Origin of the sequence: Proluteimonas luteida, assembly GCF_021191695.1 — a bacterium.
GTDB lineage: Bacteria > Pseudomonadota > Gammaproteobacteria > Xanthomonadales > Xanthomonadaceae > Luteimonas > Luteimonas luteida.
Genome location: NZ_JAIWPT010000011.1, coordinates 38,405 through 53,260 on the forward strand (window position 1 = coordinate 38,405; position 14,856 = coordinate 53,260).

Here is a 14,856-nt window from a genome sequence, read left to right on the forward strand (position 1 = left end):
TCAGGCGAAGTAGACGGTCTTGGTCTCGAAATACGCGTCCAGGCCTTCGATGCCGCCCTCGCGGCCGAGCCCCGACTGCCCGAAACCGCCGAACGGCATCGTCGGATCGACGATCAGGCCGTTGACCGTGACGCTGCCCGAGCGGATCCGGCGCGCAAGCGCGTAGCCGCGCTCGGCGTCGGCGGTGTAGACCGCGCCGTGCAGGCCGTAGATGGTGGCGTTGGCCTTGCGTACCGCGTCGTCGAGGTCGCGGTAGCCGATGATCGACACCACCGGCCCGAAGATCTCCTCCTGGGCGATGGTCATGCCGACCCCGACCTCGTCGAACACCGTGGGTTCGATGAACCAGCCGCTCGGCATGTGGCCGGGCCGGCCGCCGCCCAGCAGCAGTCGCGCGCCTTCCTCGCGCCCCCGGGCGATGTAGTCCTGCACCCGCTGCAACTGGCGCGCCATCGTCAGCGGCCCCATCTGCGTGGTCTCGTCGAACGGGTCGCCGACCCGGATCCCGGCGACGGCGCCGACGTAGGCATCGACGATTTCCCGGTGGCGCGATTCCGGCACCAGGATCCGGGTCAGCGAGAAGCAGACCTGGCCGGTGATCGGCATCGAATACGGCACCAGGCTCGGCAGCGCCTGGGCGAGGTCGGCGTCCTCGAGCAGGATCGCCGCCGACTTGCCGCCCAGTTCGAAGCCGGTGCGGACCATGCGCTGCGCGGCGACGGCGCCGATGTGGCGGCCGGCCGCGGTGCTGCCGGTGAAGCTGATCTTGTCGATGCCCGGGTGGCGGATCAGGTGGTCGCCCACGTCGCGTCCGGCGGCGACGACGTTGAACACGCCCGGCGGCAGGCCCGCCGCCTCGATGCACTCGGCCACCAGCCAGGCGTCCATCGGCGTTTCCGGCGACGGCTTGGCGACGACCGTGCAGCCGGCGGCCAGCGCGGCGGCGACCTTATAGCACAGCAGCACCAGCGGCGCGTTCCACGGCGTGATCGCGGCGACCACGCCGACCGGTTCGCGGACCACGCGCACCCTGCCGCCCTTGGCGCCGGTACGCTCGTCCACCAGCGGCGTCCCGCGCAGCAGCTGCGCATAGAAGCGGAACAGCTGCGGCGCCTGCGCGACCGCGTGCCGGGTCAGCCCGATCGGCGCGCCCACCTGCACCGTCCAGGCGCTGGCCAGCTCGGGCAGGCGCGCTTCCAGCAGGTCGGCGACCCGCGCCAGCAGGTCGCTGCGCTCGGCGGCCGGCATCCGTGGCCAGGGGCCCGTGTCGAACGCGCGCCGCGCGGCGTCGACCGCGCGGTCGATGTCGCGCGTGTCGCCCTCGGCGAAGCGGGCGAAGGGTTGTTCGGTGACCGGCGAGACCAGGGTCAGCAGGGCGTCCGAATCGGGCTTGCGCCATTGGCCGTCGATGAACAGCGACAGCGGCGACTGGATCGCGACCTGCGGGTCGCGATGGCGTGGATCGAGCATGTTCCCTCCCGAACAGGCGGCCGATGGATGCGGCGGCGCGGGATCCCGTGCCGCCGACTTCCATCTTGCAACAAGTAAATGTGCCTTATCAATCGGAAATTCGGGATCCCGTGTTGACAATACGGGATCCTGACATGAGTATCAGCATCCTTTCTATATCGGGAAGGTGCGATGCACCTGCAGTTGTCCGAGGCCACCGTGCGCATCCGCGAGATGATCCTCCGCGGCGGGCTGGCGCCCGGGCAGCGCGTGGCCGAAGCGCCGCTGGCCGAGCAGCTCGGCATGTCGCGCACGCCGGTGCGCCAGGCGCTGCCGCTGCTCGCGCAGGAGGGGCTGCTGGCGCGGCACGGCACGCGCGGCCACGTCGTGCGCGCGTTCACCGCGGCCGACGTCGACGACGCGATCGAGGTGCGCTCGGTGCTGGAGGGCCTGGCGGTGCGCAGGGTGGTCGAGCGCGGCGCGTCGAAGGCCTGCCTGCGCGCGCTGCGGGAGTGCCTCGAGGACGGCGACGCGATCTTCGCCAGGCAGCATCCCGTCGCCGCCGACGAAGGCGCATACGCGCAGGTCAATACCCGCTTCCATGCGCTGATCGTCGAAGAGGCCGGCGGTCCGATGCTCACCGAGGCGCTCGAGCGCGTGGGCCGGGTGCCGTTCGCCGGTCCGCAGGCGCTGGCGTTCGAGCGCGGCGGGCTGGCGCAGATGCACGCGATGCTGCACTACGCCCACCGCCAGCACCACGCCATCGTCGACGCCATCGACAACGGCCAGGGCGCGCGCGCCGAGGCGCTGATGCGCGAGCACGCCTACGCGGCCCGGGAAAGCATCAACATGGCCGGGATCGCGCGCCCGGTCGACACCATCGAACAGCGCGCCGCCAGCCGGCGGCGACGCCGACACGTTCCACACCGGGAGGAAGACGAGTGAGCTACAGGAATCTTGAGGAACGACTGCAGGCCAATGGCGGCCCGGTCGAGCATCTGCGCAATTCGCCCAGCGGCCCCAACCCGTATCCGGTGGTGCCGCCGGAATACACCAACTGGCGCGACGAGCAGCGCGCCTGGCAGAACACCGCGGTGCTGTTCAACCAGTCCTACCACATGACCGACATGTACGTGTCGGGGCCGGACGCGTTCCGGCTGCTGGAGAAACTGGGCATCAACAGCTTCAAGGGGTTCACGGTCAACCGGGCCAAGCAGTACGTGCCGGTGAACTGGGACGGGCAGGTGATCGGCGACGTGGTGCTGTGCTATCTCGACAAGGACCTGTTCAACCTGATCGGCCGGCCGGCGGTGCACAACTGGGTGCAGTACCACGCCGAGACCGGCGGCTACGACGTCACCTGCGAGCGCGACGAGCGTTCTGCCTCGCGGGTCGATCCGGTCGCGCGCAAGACCTACCGCTACCAGATCCAGGGCCCCAACGCGATGAAGATCATGACCCGCGCGCTGGGCAAGGCCCCGCCGGAGCTGAAGTTCTTCCACATGTGCGAGATGGAGATCGGCGGACGGAACGTGCGCGCGCTGCGCCATGGCATGGCCGGCCAGCCCGGCTTCGAACTGTTCGGTCCGGTCGCCGATGGCGAGGCGGTCAAGGCGGCGCTGGTCGAGGCCGGGCGCGAGTACGGGATGCACCTGGTCGGCGCGCGCGCCTATTCGTCGAACACGCTGGAGTCGGGCTGGATCCCGTCGCCGATGCCGGCGATCTATTCCGGCGACGCGCGCATGCGCAAGTACCGCGAGTGGCTGGCGGCGAACAGCTTCGAGGGCAATGCCTCGCTCGGCGGCAGCTACTACGCCGACACCATCGACGACTACTACCTGACGCCCTACGACCTGGGCTACGGCGCGTTCGTCAAGTTCGACCACGACTTCATCGGCCGCGAGGCGCTGGAGAAGATCGCCGGCCGGCCGCACCGGGTCAAGGTCACGCTGGAACTCGACGACGCCGACGTGGCCGCGGTCATCGCCTCGCAGTTCGGCAGGCCGCCCGGGGAGCGCGCGAAGTACTTCGACTTCCCGTCGGCGGTGTACGCGATGTATCCCTTCGACCGGGTGATGAAGGACGGCAAGCTTGCCGGCCTGTCCACCTGGGTCGGCTACAGCGCCAACGAGGGCAAGATGCTGACCCTGGCGATGCTCGATCCCGAGTACGCGAAGCCGGGCACCGAGGTGACCTTCGTCTGGGGCGAGGAGGGCGGCGGCTCGCGCAAGCCGACCGTCGAGCGCCACCGCCAGGTCGAGATCCGCGCCACCGTCTGCCCGGTGCCCTACGTGGCCTCGGTGCGCACCGCCTACGCCGACGGCAGCTGGCGCACGACCGGGAACCTGTAGCCACGCCTTCCCGGGCCGGCTACCTACCGCGCAGTGCCGTCGTTTCCGGGCCCTTCTCCCGCCCGCGGACGAAGGTGGCGCGCAGTGCCTTCGTTTCCAGGCCCTTCTCCCGCCCGCGGGAGAAGGTGGCGCGCAGCGCCGGATGAGGGCATGTTCCCCGGGCCGGCCCTGTCGCCCACCCGTCCGCCCGCGCGCGACCTCGCGCGCGGGCGCGCGCATCAGCCCCAGACCTCGCGCGCCGTCTCCACCACCAGTTCGAGCTTGCGGCGCTGCTGTTCGACGGCGATGTCGTTGCCGTGCACGGTGCTGGAGAAACCGCATTGCGGCGACAGCGCCAGCTGCTCCAGCGGCGCGTACCGCGCGGCCTCGTCGATGCGGCGCTTGATGTCGTCCTTCGATTCCAGCGCGCCGAGCTTGGTGCTGACCAGGCCGAGCACGACGATCTTGCCCTTGGGCAGGAAGCGCAGCGGCCCGAAACCGCCCGAGCGCGCATCGTCGTACTCGAGGAAGTAGGCGTCGACGTTCATTTCCGACAGCAGTGCCTCGGCGACCGGCTCGTAGCTGCCCTGCGCCGCCCAGGTGCTCCTGAAGTTGCCGCGGCACAGGTGCACGGCGAGGGTCATGCCGGCCGGCTTGCGGTCGACGACCCGGTTGATGAACGTCGCGTAGCGATGCGGCAGCTCGTCGGGGTCGTCGCCGCGCGCGCGCGCCGCCTCGCGCATCCTGTCGTCGCACAGGTAGGCCAGGTTGGTGTCGTCCATCTGCACGTAGGTGCAGCCCGCGGCCGCCAGCGATGCCAGCTCCCGGCCGTAGGCATCGGCGACGTCCTCGTAGAAGGCGGGGTCCAGTTCCGGATAGTGCTCTGCGCTGATGCCGGCGCGTCCGCCGCGGAAATGCAGCATCGTCGGCGACGGAATCGTGACCTTCGGCGTACGCGTGGTCCGGCTGCGCAGGTAGCGGAAGTCGGCGAGCTGGATGTCGCGGACGTGGGTCACCCTGTCGACGACGGTCATCGTCGGCGGCAGCAGTTCCTCGCTGCCGTCCTCGCGCCTGCGCGTGCCCGGTTCGCCGACGTGCACGCCGCCCAGCTGCTCGAGGAAATCGAGGTGGAAATAGGTGCGCCGGAATTCGCCGTCGGTGATCGCCTGCAGGCCGACGTCCTCCTGGAAGCGCACGATCTCGGCGATGGCGCGATCCTCGACCGCGCGCAGCGCGTCGGCGTCGATCCTGCCCTGGCCGAAGTCGTTGCGGGCCTGCAGCAGGTAGGCCGGCCGCAGGAAGCTGCCGACGTGATCGGCGCGGGAGGGAAGGATCGGAAGCATCGACATTGCAGGGCATCCACGGGAACAGCGCCGGATTATCAGGGAAGCGGATATATGCGTCGAGCGTGCGCCGCCCGGGTGCTCAGGGCCATGACTCGGGCAGGCGCGGGAGGCCCTGGCGGCGCACCGGGTCGAGCGATTCGGCCAGCGCGGTCCGCACCAGCGCCATCATCGCGCGCTGCGCCTGGGTGGTCGGGCGCTGCGAACTGGTGGCCAGGTGGATGCGCGCGGTGAACCCGGGACCGTCGATCGGGTGCACCGCGTAACGGCCGGCAAGCGCGGAGGCGGCGACCGCGGATGCACCGAGCACGGCGCTGCCCACGCCATCGGCGACCAGGCCGAGGATCGCGTCGACGCCGTCGGCCTCCATCGCGATCCGCAGCGGCCGGCCGGTCCGCGCCAGTGCATCCTCGACCAGCGTCCGGAACGCGTTGGGGCGGCGCGGGATGACCAGCGGCATGTCGGCCAGCGCGTCCGGCGCCACCGGATGCGGCCGGGCGCCGGCGACGTAGCGCGAGACCACGAACAGCGGCTCCTCGAGCAGGTATTCGCTGTCGATGTCCGGGCGCGCCGGCAGGTTGTAGAGCAGCGCCAGGTCCAGCTGGCCGCTGGCCAGCGACTCCTGCATCGCGGTCGTCAGGCCTTCGCTGACCGACAGGCGCACGCCGGGCAGTTCGCGGGTGGCGGCGCGGACCAGCGGCACGGTCAGCAGGCGCGACAGGCTGGGCGGCAGTCCCAGCGAGACGCCGCCGGCGACCCCGCCGCGCAGCCGCCCGAGTTCGTCGCGCAGGCGTGAGACCTGGTGCAGCACGCCGCGTCCGAGTTCGAGCATCACCCGGCCCGCCTCGGTCATCGTCACCCCGCGCCCGTTGCGCAGCAGCAGCGGCTGGCCGGCCTCCAGTTCCAGCAGCCGCACCTGCCGGCTCAGCGCCGGCTGGGCGATGCCCAGCGCGATCGAGGCCCGGGTGAAGCTGCCCAGCTCGGCCACGCGGACGAAGTACTCGATCTGCCGGAGATCCATCGACATCCTTGCTGCACTGCGATATCGGGGCGGGAAATATGCCGGTCCGGCATATCTGCTAGAGGCCGGGCACTGTAGCAGGAAGCCTTACATCTGCGCACCATCGGCATATGCACATGGCGCGCTCCATCCTGTCGATGCCCGGCGGCGCCACGCGCGCCGACGCGGCCGCCGTGCCGCCCATGCGGCGGCTGCCGCGGGGCGGCCGCGCATGAGTCCGCCGCTGAAGGGAATCTCCTCGATGGCCACGCGCCAGGTGCTGGCCGAGCTGGCCGCCGCCTGGCACGCGCGCGGCGGCGCGGCCATCGCCATCGAAGCGGTCGGCGGCGTCGAGGCCGCCAGGCGCGTCGCGGCCGGTGCGGAGGCCTTCGACGTGGTGTTCCTGGCCTCCGACGCCATCGACCGCTTGCTGGCCGCCGGCCGCGTGGTCGCCGGCAGCCGGGTGGACCTGATGCGCTCGGCCACCGCGGTGGCGGTCCCGGCGGGCGCCGCGCGGCCGGACCTCGGGTCCGAGGCGGCCGTGCGCGCCGCGGTGCTGGCGGCGCCCGGTGTCGGCTGTTCCACCGGGCCGAGCGGCGTCGCCCTGCGGGCGCTGTTCGACCGCTGGGGCATCGCCGGGGAGATCGCGCCGCGCATCGTGCAGGCGCCGCCGGGCGTGCCGGTCGCTGCGCTGGTGGCCGACGGCAGGGTCGCGCTCGGCTTCCAGCAGCTGAGCGAACTGATCCACGTGCCCGGCATCGACATCGTCGGCCCGCTGCCGCCGGCCATCGCCATCGGGACCACGTTCTCGGCGGGCGTGGCGACCGGCGCGCCGAACGCCGCCGCCGCGCGCCAGCTGCTGGCGTTCCTGGCCTCGCCCGCGGCGGACGCAGCGAAGCGCCGCCAGGGCATGCAGCCCGTCCATTCCACTCCGGTTTCGCGATCGCCAACGGAACACGCATGATCATCGACTGCCACGGGCACTACACCACCGCGCCGCAGGCGCTCGCCGACTGGCGCGACCGGCAGATCGCCGGCATCCGGGATCCCGCGGCGATGCCGAAGGCGTCGGAACTGCGCATCTCCGACGACGAGCTGCGCGCCTCGATCGAGGCCAACCAGCTGCGGCTGATGCGCGAGCGCGGCCTGGACCTGACGGTCTTCTCGCCGCGCGCCAGCTTCATGGCCCACCACGTCGGCGACTTCCAGGTCAGCAGCACCTGGGCGGCGATCTGCAACGAACTGTGCTTCCGGGTCTCGCGGCTGTACCCGGAGCACTTCATCGGCGCGGCGATGCTGCCGCAGTCGCCCGGCGTCGACCCGGCGACCTGCATCCCCGAGATCCGCCGCTGCGTCGAGGAGTACGGGTTCGTCGCGGTCAACCTCAATCCGGATCCCTCGGGCGGGCACTGGCGCGAGCCGCCGCTGACCGACCGCCACTGGTATCCGCTGTACGAGGCGCTGGTCGAGTACGACATCCCGGCGATGGTGCACGTGTCCACCAGCTGCAACGCCTGCTTCCACACCACCGGCGCGCACTACCTCAATGCCGACACCACGGCGTTCATGCAGCTGCTGGCGGGCGACCTGTTCCGGGATTTTCCGACGCTGCGCCTGGTGATCCCGCACGGCGGCGGCGCGGTGCCCTACCACTGGGGCCGCTTCCGCGGGCTGGCGCAGATGCTGGAGAAGCCCGAGCCGCGCGAGGCGCTGCTGCGCAACGTGTTCTTCGACACCTGCGTCTACCACCAGCCTGGCATCGACCTGCTGGGCACGGTGATCCCGGTCGACAACATCCTGTTCGCGTCCGAGATGATCGGCGCGGTGCGCGGGATCGATCCCGACACCGGGCACTACTTCGACGACACCCGGCGCTACATCGATGCCTCGCCGCGCTTCAGCGACGAAGACCGCCACAGGATCTTCGAGGGCAACGCGCGCCGCGTGTATCCGCGCCTGGATGCCGCGCTGAAGGCCCGCGGCAGGTAACGGCGAAGCAACCGACGAGGAATCGAGGATGTACGAACTGGGCGTGGTGTACCGCAACATCGAACGTGCCGAATCCGGGGTCGCCGACGCGCTGGCCGCACCGGGTTCGGCCACCGTGCACGAGGCGATGGGCCGAGTCGGCCTGCTCAAGCCGTACATGCGGCCGATCTATCCCGGCGCGCAGGTCAGCGGCACCGCCGTCACCGTGCTGCTGCAGCCCGGCGACAACTGGATGATGCACGTGGCCGCCGAGCAGATCCGGCCCGGCGACATCGTCGTGGCGGCCGTCACCGCCGAATGCAGCGACGGCTATTTCGGCGACCTGCTGGCGACCAGCTTCCAGGCGCGCGGCGCGCGCGCGCTGGTCATCGATGCCGGCGTGCGCGACGTCAGGACGCTGCAGGAGATGGGCTTCCCGGTGTGGAGCAGGGCGATCTCCAGCAAGGGCACGATCAAGGCGACGCTGGGCTCGGTGAACGTTCCGGTCGTCTGCGCCGGCATGCTGGTCACGCCGGGCGACGTGATCGTGGCCGACGACGACGGCGTGGTCTGCGTACCGCGGGCGCGGGCGGCGGAAACGCTGGAGGCCGCGCGCAGGCGCGAGTCGTTCGAGGCCGAAAAGCGCGCAAGGCTGGCCGGCGGCGTGCTGGGCCTGGACATGTACGCGATGCGCGAACCGCTGGCCAGGGCCGGCCTGCGCTACATCGACTGATGCCCGGGTGCCGGCGATGACCCACGATCCGCGGAACTGGACCATCGGCCTGATCGGCTACGGCGAGGTCGGGCGGATCCTGGCCGAGGACCTGCGCGCGCGCGACCTCCGGGTCAGGGCGTTCGACCGCAAGCTGGCCGGTGCGCTGGCCGGGCCGCTGCGCCGGCACGCCGATGCCCATGGCGTCGTGCTGGGGAACGCGCCCGTCGACACCGTGGCCGGGTGTTCGCTGGTGGTCTCGGCGGTGACCGCGGCCCAGGCCGTGCCGGCGGCGACGGCGATGGCGCCGCATCTTGCACCGGGCACCTACGTGCTCGACCTCAATTCGGCGGCGCCTGCGAGCAAGTGCGAAGCCGCGGTGCAGGTCAACGCGAACGGCGGCCGCTACGTCGAAGCCGCGGTGATGGCCCCGGTGCCGCCGCAGCGGATCGGCGTGCCGATGCTGCTGGGCGGTGCCGATGCCGATTCGCTGCTGCCCGTCCTGCGCGCGCTCGGCTTCAACGCGCGCATCGGCAGCCGCGAGCCGGGCATGGTCTCGGCGACCAAGCTGTGCCGCAGCGTGGTCGTCAAGGGACTGGAGGCGTTGCTGGTCGAGGCGCTCACGGCGGCACGTGCGCACGGCGTCGACAGCGAGGTACTGGCGTCGCTGCGGGACACGTTCCCGGGCCTGGACTGGGAGGCGCTGGCCGGCCACTGCTTCGAACGCGTGGCCACGCACGGTCGTCGCCGCAGCGAGGAGATGGCCGAGGCCGCGCGGACGGTGCGCGCCGCCGGATTCCCGGCGCGGATGGCTGCGGCGACCGGGGCGGTGCAGGCGGCGGTCGCCGACATCGCCGACGACGGCGGTTTCGCCGGGGGCGCGGTCGGCTGGCGCGATGTCGCCGGACGCATTCCCGCTGCGACCCCGACTCCATGGAATCCGATGGTCCTGTCGTTGCAGGGGGAGGAATGATGGCGTTCGAGAAGACACCCGGCTGGCTGGACTGGCAGTCCCGCCCGTCGAAACCGCGGTTCGTGCTGCCCGCAGGGGCGGTCGATGCGCATTGCCACGTGTTCGGACCCGGCGATGCGTTCCCGTACGCGCCAGAGCGCAAGTACACCCCGTGCGATGCGTCGAAGGCGCAGCTGTTCGCGCTGCGCGACCACCTGGGCTTCGCCCGCAACGTGATCGTGCAGGCGACCTGCCATGGCGCCGACAACCGCGCGCTGGTCGATGCCCTGCAGGCCTCGAACGGGCTTGCGCGCGGCGTGGCCACCGTCCGGCGCGACGTCACCGACGCGCAGTTGCAGGCGCTGCATGACGCCGGCGTGCGCGGGGTGCGCTTCAACTTCGTCAGGCGGCTGGTCGATTTCACGCCCAGGGACGAGCTGGCGGAGATCGCCCACCGCATCTCGGCGCTGGGCTGGCACGTGGTGATCTATTTCGAGGCCTGCGACCTGCCCGAGCTGTGGGACTTCTTCACTGCGCTGCCGACGACGATCGTGGTCGACCACATGGGACGGCCGGACGTCTCCAGGCCGGTGGACGGGCCGGAATTCGAGCTGTTCGTGAAGTTCATGCGCGAGCATCCGAACGTCTGGTCCAAGGTCACCTGCCCGGAGCGGCTGTCGGCCGCCGGGCCGCCCGCACGCGACGGCCAGCGCAATGCCTATCGCGACGTGGTGCCGTTCGCGCGCCGCATCGTCGAGACCTTTCCCGACCGGGTGCTGTGGGGGACCGACTGGCCGCACCCGAACCTCAAGGACCACATGCCCGACGACGGCCTGCTGGTCGATTTCATCCCGCACATCGCGCCGACCGCGGAGCTGCAGCGCAGGCTGCTGGTCGACAACCCGATGCGTCTCTACTGGAGCTGAATGATGGGCAGCAATCCTTACCACGACGTCCCCGGGACGACGATCTTCGATGCCGAGCAGTCCCGCAAGGGCTACTGGGTGAACCAGTTCTGCATGTCGCTGATGAAGGCCGAGAACCGCGCCCGCTTCAAGGCCGACGAACGCGCCTACCTGGACGAATGGCCGATGAGCGAAGAGCAGAAGCAGGCGCTGCTCGACCGCGACCTCAACCGCTGCATCGCGCTCGGCGGCAACATCTATTTCCTGGCCAAGCTCGGCGCGACCGACGGAAAGTCGTTCCAGCAGCTCGCGGGCAGCATGACCGGCATGACCGAAGAGGAGTACCGCAACATGATGATCAATGGCGGGCGTTCGCCGGAAGGCAACCGTTACCTGGGCGAGGAGGGCGATGCGCAGCCGCACCGCCAGCCGCAAGGGCAGTCCGGCAGGGGAGCACCGTGATGGCGAAGGTCACCGCAAGCATCTACACCTCGCACGTGCCGGCGATCGGCGCCGCGCTCGATGCCGGGAAGAGCCAGGAGCCCTACTGGCAGAACGTATTCGATGGATACGATGCTTCCAAGGCATGGATCGCCGATCCCGACAACAGGCCGGACGTGGTGATCCTGGTGTTCAACGACCACGCCACCGCCTTCAGCCTGGAGATGATCCCGACCTTCGCGATCGGCACCGCGGCCGAATTCGCGCCGGCCGACGAAGGCTGGGGACCGCGTCCGGTGCCGACCGTGCACGGCCATCCGGAACTGGCCGCGCACATCGCCTCGTCGTTGATCCAGGACGAGTTCGACATGACCATCGTCAACAGGATGGATGTCGACCACGGCCTGACCGTGCCGATGTCGCTGCTGTTCGGCCAACCGGATGCATGGCCGGTCACGGTGATCCCGCTGGCGGTCAACGTGGTGCAGTATCCGGTGCCGTCCGGCCGCCGCTGCTACGAACTGGGCAAGGCGCTGCGCCGCGCGGTCGAGAGCTTCGGCCAGGACCTCAAGGTGCAGGTGTGGGGCACCGGCGGCATGAGCCACCAGCTGCAGGGGCCGCGCGCGGGCCTGATCAACCGCGAGTGGGACAACGCGTGGCTGGACACGCTGATCGCCGATCCGGAGGCCGCGGCGGCGGTGCCGCACATCGACTACGTGCGCGAAGCCGGTTCCGAGGGCATCGAGCTGGTGATGTGGCTGATCGCGCGCGGCGCGATGGCCGACGGCGCGGGCGGGCCGGCGCCGGAGATCGTGCACCGCTTCTATCACGTGCCGGCGTCGAACACCGCGGTCGGCCACCTCGTGCTGAAGGAGAAGTGAGATGGGCACGATCAAGGTAGCGCTTGCCGGCGCGGGCGCGTTCGGCATCAAGCATCTCGACGGCATCGCCAACATCGACGGGGTCGAGGTGGTGTCGGTGATCGGTCGCGACCCGGACCGGACCCGGCAGGTCGCGGACAGGTACGGCATCGGCCACGTCACCACCGACCTGGCGGAAAGCCTGGCGCTGGACGAGGTGGACGCGGTGATCCTGTGCACGCCCACGCAGATGCACGCCGCGCAGGCGCAGGCCGCGCTGCGTGCCGGCAAGCACGTGCAGGTGGAGATCCCGCTGGCCGACAGCCTGGCCGATGCCGAGGCGGTGGCGGCGCTGCAGCGCGAGACCGGGCTGGTGGCGATGTGCGGCCATACCCGCCGCTTCAATCCCAGCCACCAGTTCGTGCGCAGGCAGATCGAGGCCGGCGCGTTCGACATCCAGCAGATGGACGTGCAGACGTACTTCTTCCGCCGCAGCAACATCAATGCGCTCGGCGAGCCGCGCAGCTGGACCGACCATCTGCTGTGGCACCACGCCGCGCACACGGTGGACCTGTTCGCCTGGCAGACCGGCGGCGAGATCGTGCAGGCCCATGCGGTGCAGGGACCGATCCATCCGCAACTGGGCATCGCCATGGACATGTCGATCCAGCTCAAGAGCAGCACCGGCGCCATCTGCACGCTGTCCCTGAGCTTCAACAACGACGGCCCGCTGGGCACGTTCTTCCGCTACATCGGCGACAGCGCGACCTATGTCGCGCGTTACGACGACCTGGTGCGGACGCACAGCAAGGGCCCGGAGGAACCGGTGGACGTGAGCGGGGTCGACGTCAGCATGAACGGCATCGAGCTGCAGGACCGCGAGTTCTTCGCCGCGATCCGCGAGGGCCGCGAGCCCAATGCCAGCGTCGCCCAGGTGCTGCCGTGCTACCGCACGCTGCACCGGCTCGAACAGCAGCTCGACGCGGCCCGATGACGGCGCCGGTGCGGACGCGCCGGATCGGGCCGTTCGAGGTCGCGCCCGTCGGCCTGGGCTGCATGAGCCTGGACCATGCCTACGGCACCCCGGTCGACGCGGCCGCGGGCCGTGCCGTGGTCGAGGCGGCGCTGGACCTGGGCGTGACCCTGTTCGATACCGCGGCGCTGTATGGGTTCGGCGCCAACGAGACCCGCCTGGGCCCACTGCTGCGGCGACACCGCGACCGCATCGTGCTGGCCAGCAAGGGCGGCATGTTCGGCGTCGACGGCCGGCGCGTGATCGATGGCCGGCCCGAGACCCTGTTCCGCAACTGCGAGGACAGCCTGGCGCGCCTGGGGACCGACGTCATCGACCTGTACTACCTGCACCGGCGCGACCCGCAGGTGCCGGTCGAGGACAGCGTCGGCGCGCTGTCGCGGCTGGTCGAGCAGGGCAAGATCCGCGCGATCGGGCTGTCGGAGGTCTCGGCCGCGACGCTGCGGCGCGCCCATGCGGTGCACCCGGTGGCCGCGGTGCAGACCGAATACTCGCTGTGGAGCCGCAATCCGGAGATCGGCGTGCTCGCCGCCTGCCGCGAACTGGGCGCGGGCTTCGTGGCCTTCAGCCCGATCGCGCGCGGCTACCTCGGCGACCGGCTCGGGCAGGCCGGGATCGACGCGCTGCCCGACGGCGACATCCGCCGGGGCATGCCCAGGTTCCAGGCCGCGCACTGGCCCGCCAACCGCGCGCTGCTGGCGCCGTTGCGCGCGGTCGCCGCCGAGGCCGGGTGCACGCCGGCGCAGGCGGCACTGGCTTGGCTGCTGGCGCAGGACGGGGACATCGTCCCGATCCCCGGCACCACGTCGGTGGCGCACCTGCGCGAGAACGTCGCCGCAGCGGCGGTCGTGCTGACGCCGGCGCAGCTGGGCAGGCTGGATGCGGCGATCAACCCGCGGACGGTGTCCGGGCCGCGCTATCCCGCGGGCACCCAGGCTGAGATCGACACCGAGGAATACTGACGGGGCCGCATGCCGCGTGCGGCGCGACCGCGGCCCGAAGGGTGGCCGCGCAGCGGCCACGCGGGCCGTTTCGGCGGCCGTGAACAGGTTCTCAGGCCAGCCGGGCGCGCAGCGCCGCGGCGCTGTCGCGCAGCAGCGGCAGCATCGTGTCCAGTCGCCGGGCCGCCGCGCGCGCATCGCCGACGGCGATCGCATTGAGCGCGGCCACCGTCGTGCCGTGGATGTCCTGCAGCGGCACCGCCAGCGCATGCACGCCCGGCTCGTGCTCGGCGCCGGCGTGGCAGTGCTGCCGGGCCGCGATGTCCGCCAGCGCGGCGCGCAGCGCCGCCGGATCGCGCTGCGTGTGCGGCGTCAGCCCCGGCAGCCCGTCGGGGCCGGCGTAGGTGGACAGCCAGTGCGCCAGTGCGGGCGGATCCAGCGCCGCCAGCAGCACCTTGCCGGTGGAGGTGGCGTGCGCGGGCAGGCGTGCGCCGAGGTGGATGCCGTGGGCGACCATGCGCTGGCCGGGCAGGGCGGGCACGCTGCGCGCGACGACGACGACTTCCGCACCGTCCAGCACCGCGACCGAATGGACCAGGCCGCTGCGCGCGGCCAGCGCGTCGAGCGCGGGCTGGGTCAGCCGCGGCAGCCGCGCCGACGCCAGGTAGCTGCCCGCCAGCCGCAGGACCCGGGGCGACAGCCAGTACGCGTGGCCGTCGGTGTCCAGGTAGCCCAGGTGCGCCAGGGTCAGCAGGTGGCGGCGGGCGGCGGCGCGGCTCAGGCCCGCGCGTCCGGCGGCCTGGGTCGCGTTGAGCCGCTGGCGCTCGGTGCCGAAGCATTCCAGCACGGCCAGGCCCTTGGCGAGGCCCTCGACGTGGTCGCCCTTCGCGATCGGCGGGTGCGGTTGCGCTGCGGTCATCAC

The 14,856-nt window shown here is 71.3% G+C and carries 15 protein-coding genes; 11 read left to right on the forward strand and 4 right to left on the reverse strand.

Annotation, left to right across the window (positions count from 1 at the left end; genetic code table 11):
- Window positions 1–1,470: an aldehyde dehydrogenase gene (locus LDO26_RS10970; protein WP_232131137.1), complete on the reverse strand. Its 1,470-nt coding sequence runs from the start codon at window positions 1,468–1,470 to the stop codon at window positions 1–3.
- A 171-nt stretch (window positions 1,471–1,641) separates the two neighbouring features.
- Here LDO26_RS10970 and LDO26_RS10975 point away from each other — a divergent pair, with 171 nt between their 5' ends.
- Both LDO26_RS10975 and ligM read left to right on the forward strand, forming a co-directional pair.
- Window positions 1,642–2,394 carry a GntR family transcriptional regulator gene (locus tag LDO26_RS10975; protein ID WP_232131138.1) on the forward strand — a complete coding sequence of 251 codons (753 nt, stop codon included), beginning with the start codon at window positions 1,642–1,644 and terminating at the stop codon, window positions 2,392–2,394.
- Window positions 2,391–3,800 (forward strand): vanillate/3-O-methylgallate O-demethylase, encoded by a 1,410-nt coding sequence (gene ligM / locus LDO26_RS10980; protein WP_232131139.1) that lies wholly within the window; start codon window positions 2,391–2,393, stop codon window positions 3,798–3,800. Before LDO26_RS10975 ends, ligM begins: the two co-directional genes overlap by 4 nt.
- 218 nt (window positions 3,801–4,018) lie before the next feature.
- Here the strand turns inward: ligM and LDO26_RS10985 are convergent, their stop codons facing one another.
- Complete coding sequence (locus LDO26_RS10985; RefSeq protein WP_232131140.1) at window positions 4,019–5,128, reverse strand: 5-methyltetrahydropteroyltriglutamate--homocysteine S-methyltransferase; 1,110 nt, start codon at window positions 5,126–5,128, stop codon at window positions 4,019–4,021.
- 76 nt (window positions 5,129–5,204) lie between these two features.
- On the reverse strand, window positions 5,205–6,149 hold the full coding sequence (locus LDO26_RS10990) for a LysR family transcriptional regulator (RefSeq protein ID WP_232131141.1): 945 nt from the start codon (window positions 6,147–6,149) through the stop codon (window positions 5,205–5,207).
- Window positions 6,150–6,354: 205 nt separating this feature from the next.
- Here LDO26_RS10990 and LDO26_RS10995 point away from each other — a divergent pair, with 205 nt between their 5' ends.
- Genes LDO26_RS10995 through LDO26_RS11035 form a run of 9 tightly spaced genes read left to right on the forward strand, consistent with a single transcriptional unit; the run spans window position 6,355 to window position 13,955 of the window.
- A complete protein-coding gene (locus tag LDO26_RS10995; RefSeq protein WP_232131142.1) occupies window positions 6,355–7,086 on the forward strand; it encodes a substrate-binding domain-containing protein in 732 nt (243 codons plus the stop codon).
- Window positions 7,083–8,111 carry an amidohydrolase family protein gene (locus tag LDO26_RS11000; RefSeq protein ID WP_232131143.1) on the forward strand — a complete coding sequence of 343 codons (1,029 nt, stop codon included), beginning with the start codon at window positions 7,083–7,085 and terminating at the stop codon, window positions 8,109–8,111. Before LDO26_RS10995 ends, LDO26_RS11000 begins: the two co-directional genes overlap by 4 nt.
- Window positions 8,112–8,148: 37 nt before the next feature.
- Complete coding sequence (gene ligK, locus LDO26_RS11005; RefSeq protein ID WP_435594073.1) at window positions 8,149–8,823, forward strand: 4-carboxy-4-hydroxy-2-oxoadipate aldolase/oxaloacetate decarboxylase; 675 nt, start codon at window positions 8,149–8,151, stop codon at window positions 8,821–8,823.
- Window positions 8,824–8,839: 16 nt separating this feature from the next.
- Window positions 8,840–9,775, forward strand: coding sequence for an NAD(P)-dependent oxidoreductase (locus LDO26_RS11010; RefSeq protein ID WP_232131145.1), 936 nt, complete (start codon window positions 8,840–8,842; stop codon window positions 9,773–9,775).
- Window positions 9,775–10,680: an amidohydrolase family protein gene (locus LDO26_RS11015; RefSeq protein ID WP_232131146.1), complete on the forward strand. Its 906-nt coding sequence runs from the start codon at window positions 9,775–9,777 to the stop codon at window positions 10,678–10,680. Before LDO26_RS11010 ends, LDO26_RS11015 begins: the two co-directional genes overlap by 1 nt.
- Before the next feature lie 3 nt (window positions 10,681–10,683).
- Window positions 10,684–11,121, forward strand: coding sequence for a protocatechuate 4,5-dioxygenase subunit alpha (ligA, locus tag LDO26_RS11020; protein ID WP_232131147.1), 438 nt, complete (start codon window positions 10,684–10,686; stop codon window positions 11,119–11,121).
- Entirely contained in the window at window positions 11,121–11,981 is an 861-nt protein-coding gene (locus LDO26_RS11025) for a class III extradiol dioxygenase subunit beta (protein ID WP_232131148.1), read from the forward strand. Before ligA ends, LDO26_RS11025 begins: the two co-directional genes overlap by 1 nt.
- A gap of 1 nt (window position 11,982) precedes the next feature.
- Window positions 11,983–12,954 (forward strand): Gfo/Idh/MocA family oxidoreductase, encoded by a 972-nt coding sequence (locus LDO26_RS11030; RefSeq protein WP_232131149.1) that lies wholly within the window; start codon window positions 11,983–11,985, stop codon window positions 12,952–12,954.
- A gap of 8 nt (window positions 12,955–12,962) precedes the next feature.
- A complete protein-coding gene (locus LDO26_RS11035) occupies window positions 12,963–13,955 on the forward strand; it encodes an aldo/keto reductase (protein ID WP_343226173.1) in 993 nt (330 codons plus the stop codon).
- 91 nt (window positions 13,956–14,046) lie between these two features.
- Here LDO26_RS11035 and LDO26_RS11040 read toward each other — a convergent pair whose 3' ends face one another.
- Entirely contained in the window at window positions 14,047–14,853 is an 807-nt protein-coding gene (locus tag LDO26_RS11040) for an IclR family transcriptional regulator domain-containing protein (RefSeq protein ID WP_232131151.1), read from the reverse strand.
- Window positions 14,854–14,856 lie beyond the last annotated feature (3 nt).

Excerpts from the sequence above, each read along its gene's own strand:
- ligA (WP_232131147.1), top strand. The coding sequence starts at position 10,684 with ATGGGCAGCAATCCTTACCACGACGTCCCCGGGACGACGATCTTCGAT.
- LDO26_RS11000 (WP_232131143.1), top strand. The coding sequence starts at position 7,083 with ATGATCATCGACTGCCACGGGCACTACACCACCGCGCCGCAGGCGCTC.
- LDO26_RS10985 (WP_232131140.1), bottom strand. The coding sequence starts at position 5,128 with ATGTCGATGCTTCCGATCCTTCCCTCCCGCGCCGATCACGTCGGCAGC.
- LDO26_RS10970 (WP_232131137.1), bottom strand. The coding sequence starts at position 1,470 with ATGCTCGATCCACGCCATCGCGACCCGCAGGTCGCGATCCAGTCGCCG.
- LDO26_RS10990 (WP_232131141.1), bottom strand. The coding sequence starts at position 6,149 with ATGTCGATGGATCTCCGGCAGATCGAGTACTTCGTCCGCGTGGCCGAG.
- LDO26_RS10995 (WP_232131142.1), top strand. The coding sequence starts at position 6,355 with ATGAGTCCGCCGCTGAAGGGAATCTCCTCGATGGCCACGCGCCAGGTG.
- LDO26_RS11010 (WP_232131145.1), top strand. The coding sequence starts at position 8,840 with ATGACCCACGATCCGCGGAACTGGACCATCGGCCTGATCGGCTACGGC.
- LDO26_RS11030 (WP_232131149.1), top strand. The coding sequence starts at position 11,983 with ATGGGCACGATCAAGGTAGCGCTTGCCGGCGCGGGCGCGTTCGGCATC.
- LDO26_RS11015 (WP_232131146.1), top strand. The coding sequence starts at position 9,775 with ATGGCGTTCGAGAAGACACCCGGCTGGCTGGACTGGCAGTCCCGCCCG.
- LDO26_RS11040 (WP_232131151.1), bottom strand. The coding sequence starts at position 14,853 with ATGACCGCAGCGCAACCGCACCCGCCGATCGCGAAGGGCGACCACGTC.
- LDO26_RS10975 (WP_232131138.1), top strand. The coding sequence starts at position 1,642 with ATGCACCTGCAGTTGTCCGAGGCCACCGTGCGCATCCGCGAGATGATC.
- LDO26_RS11025 (WP_232131148.1), top strand. The coding sequence starts at position 11,121 with ATGGCGAAGGTCACCGCAAGCATCTACACCTCGCACGTGCCGGCGATC.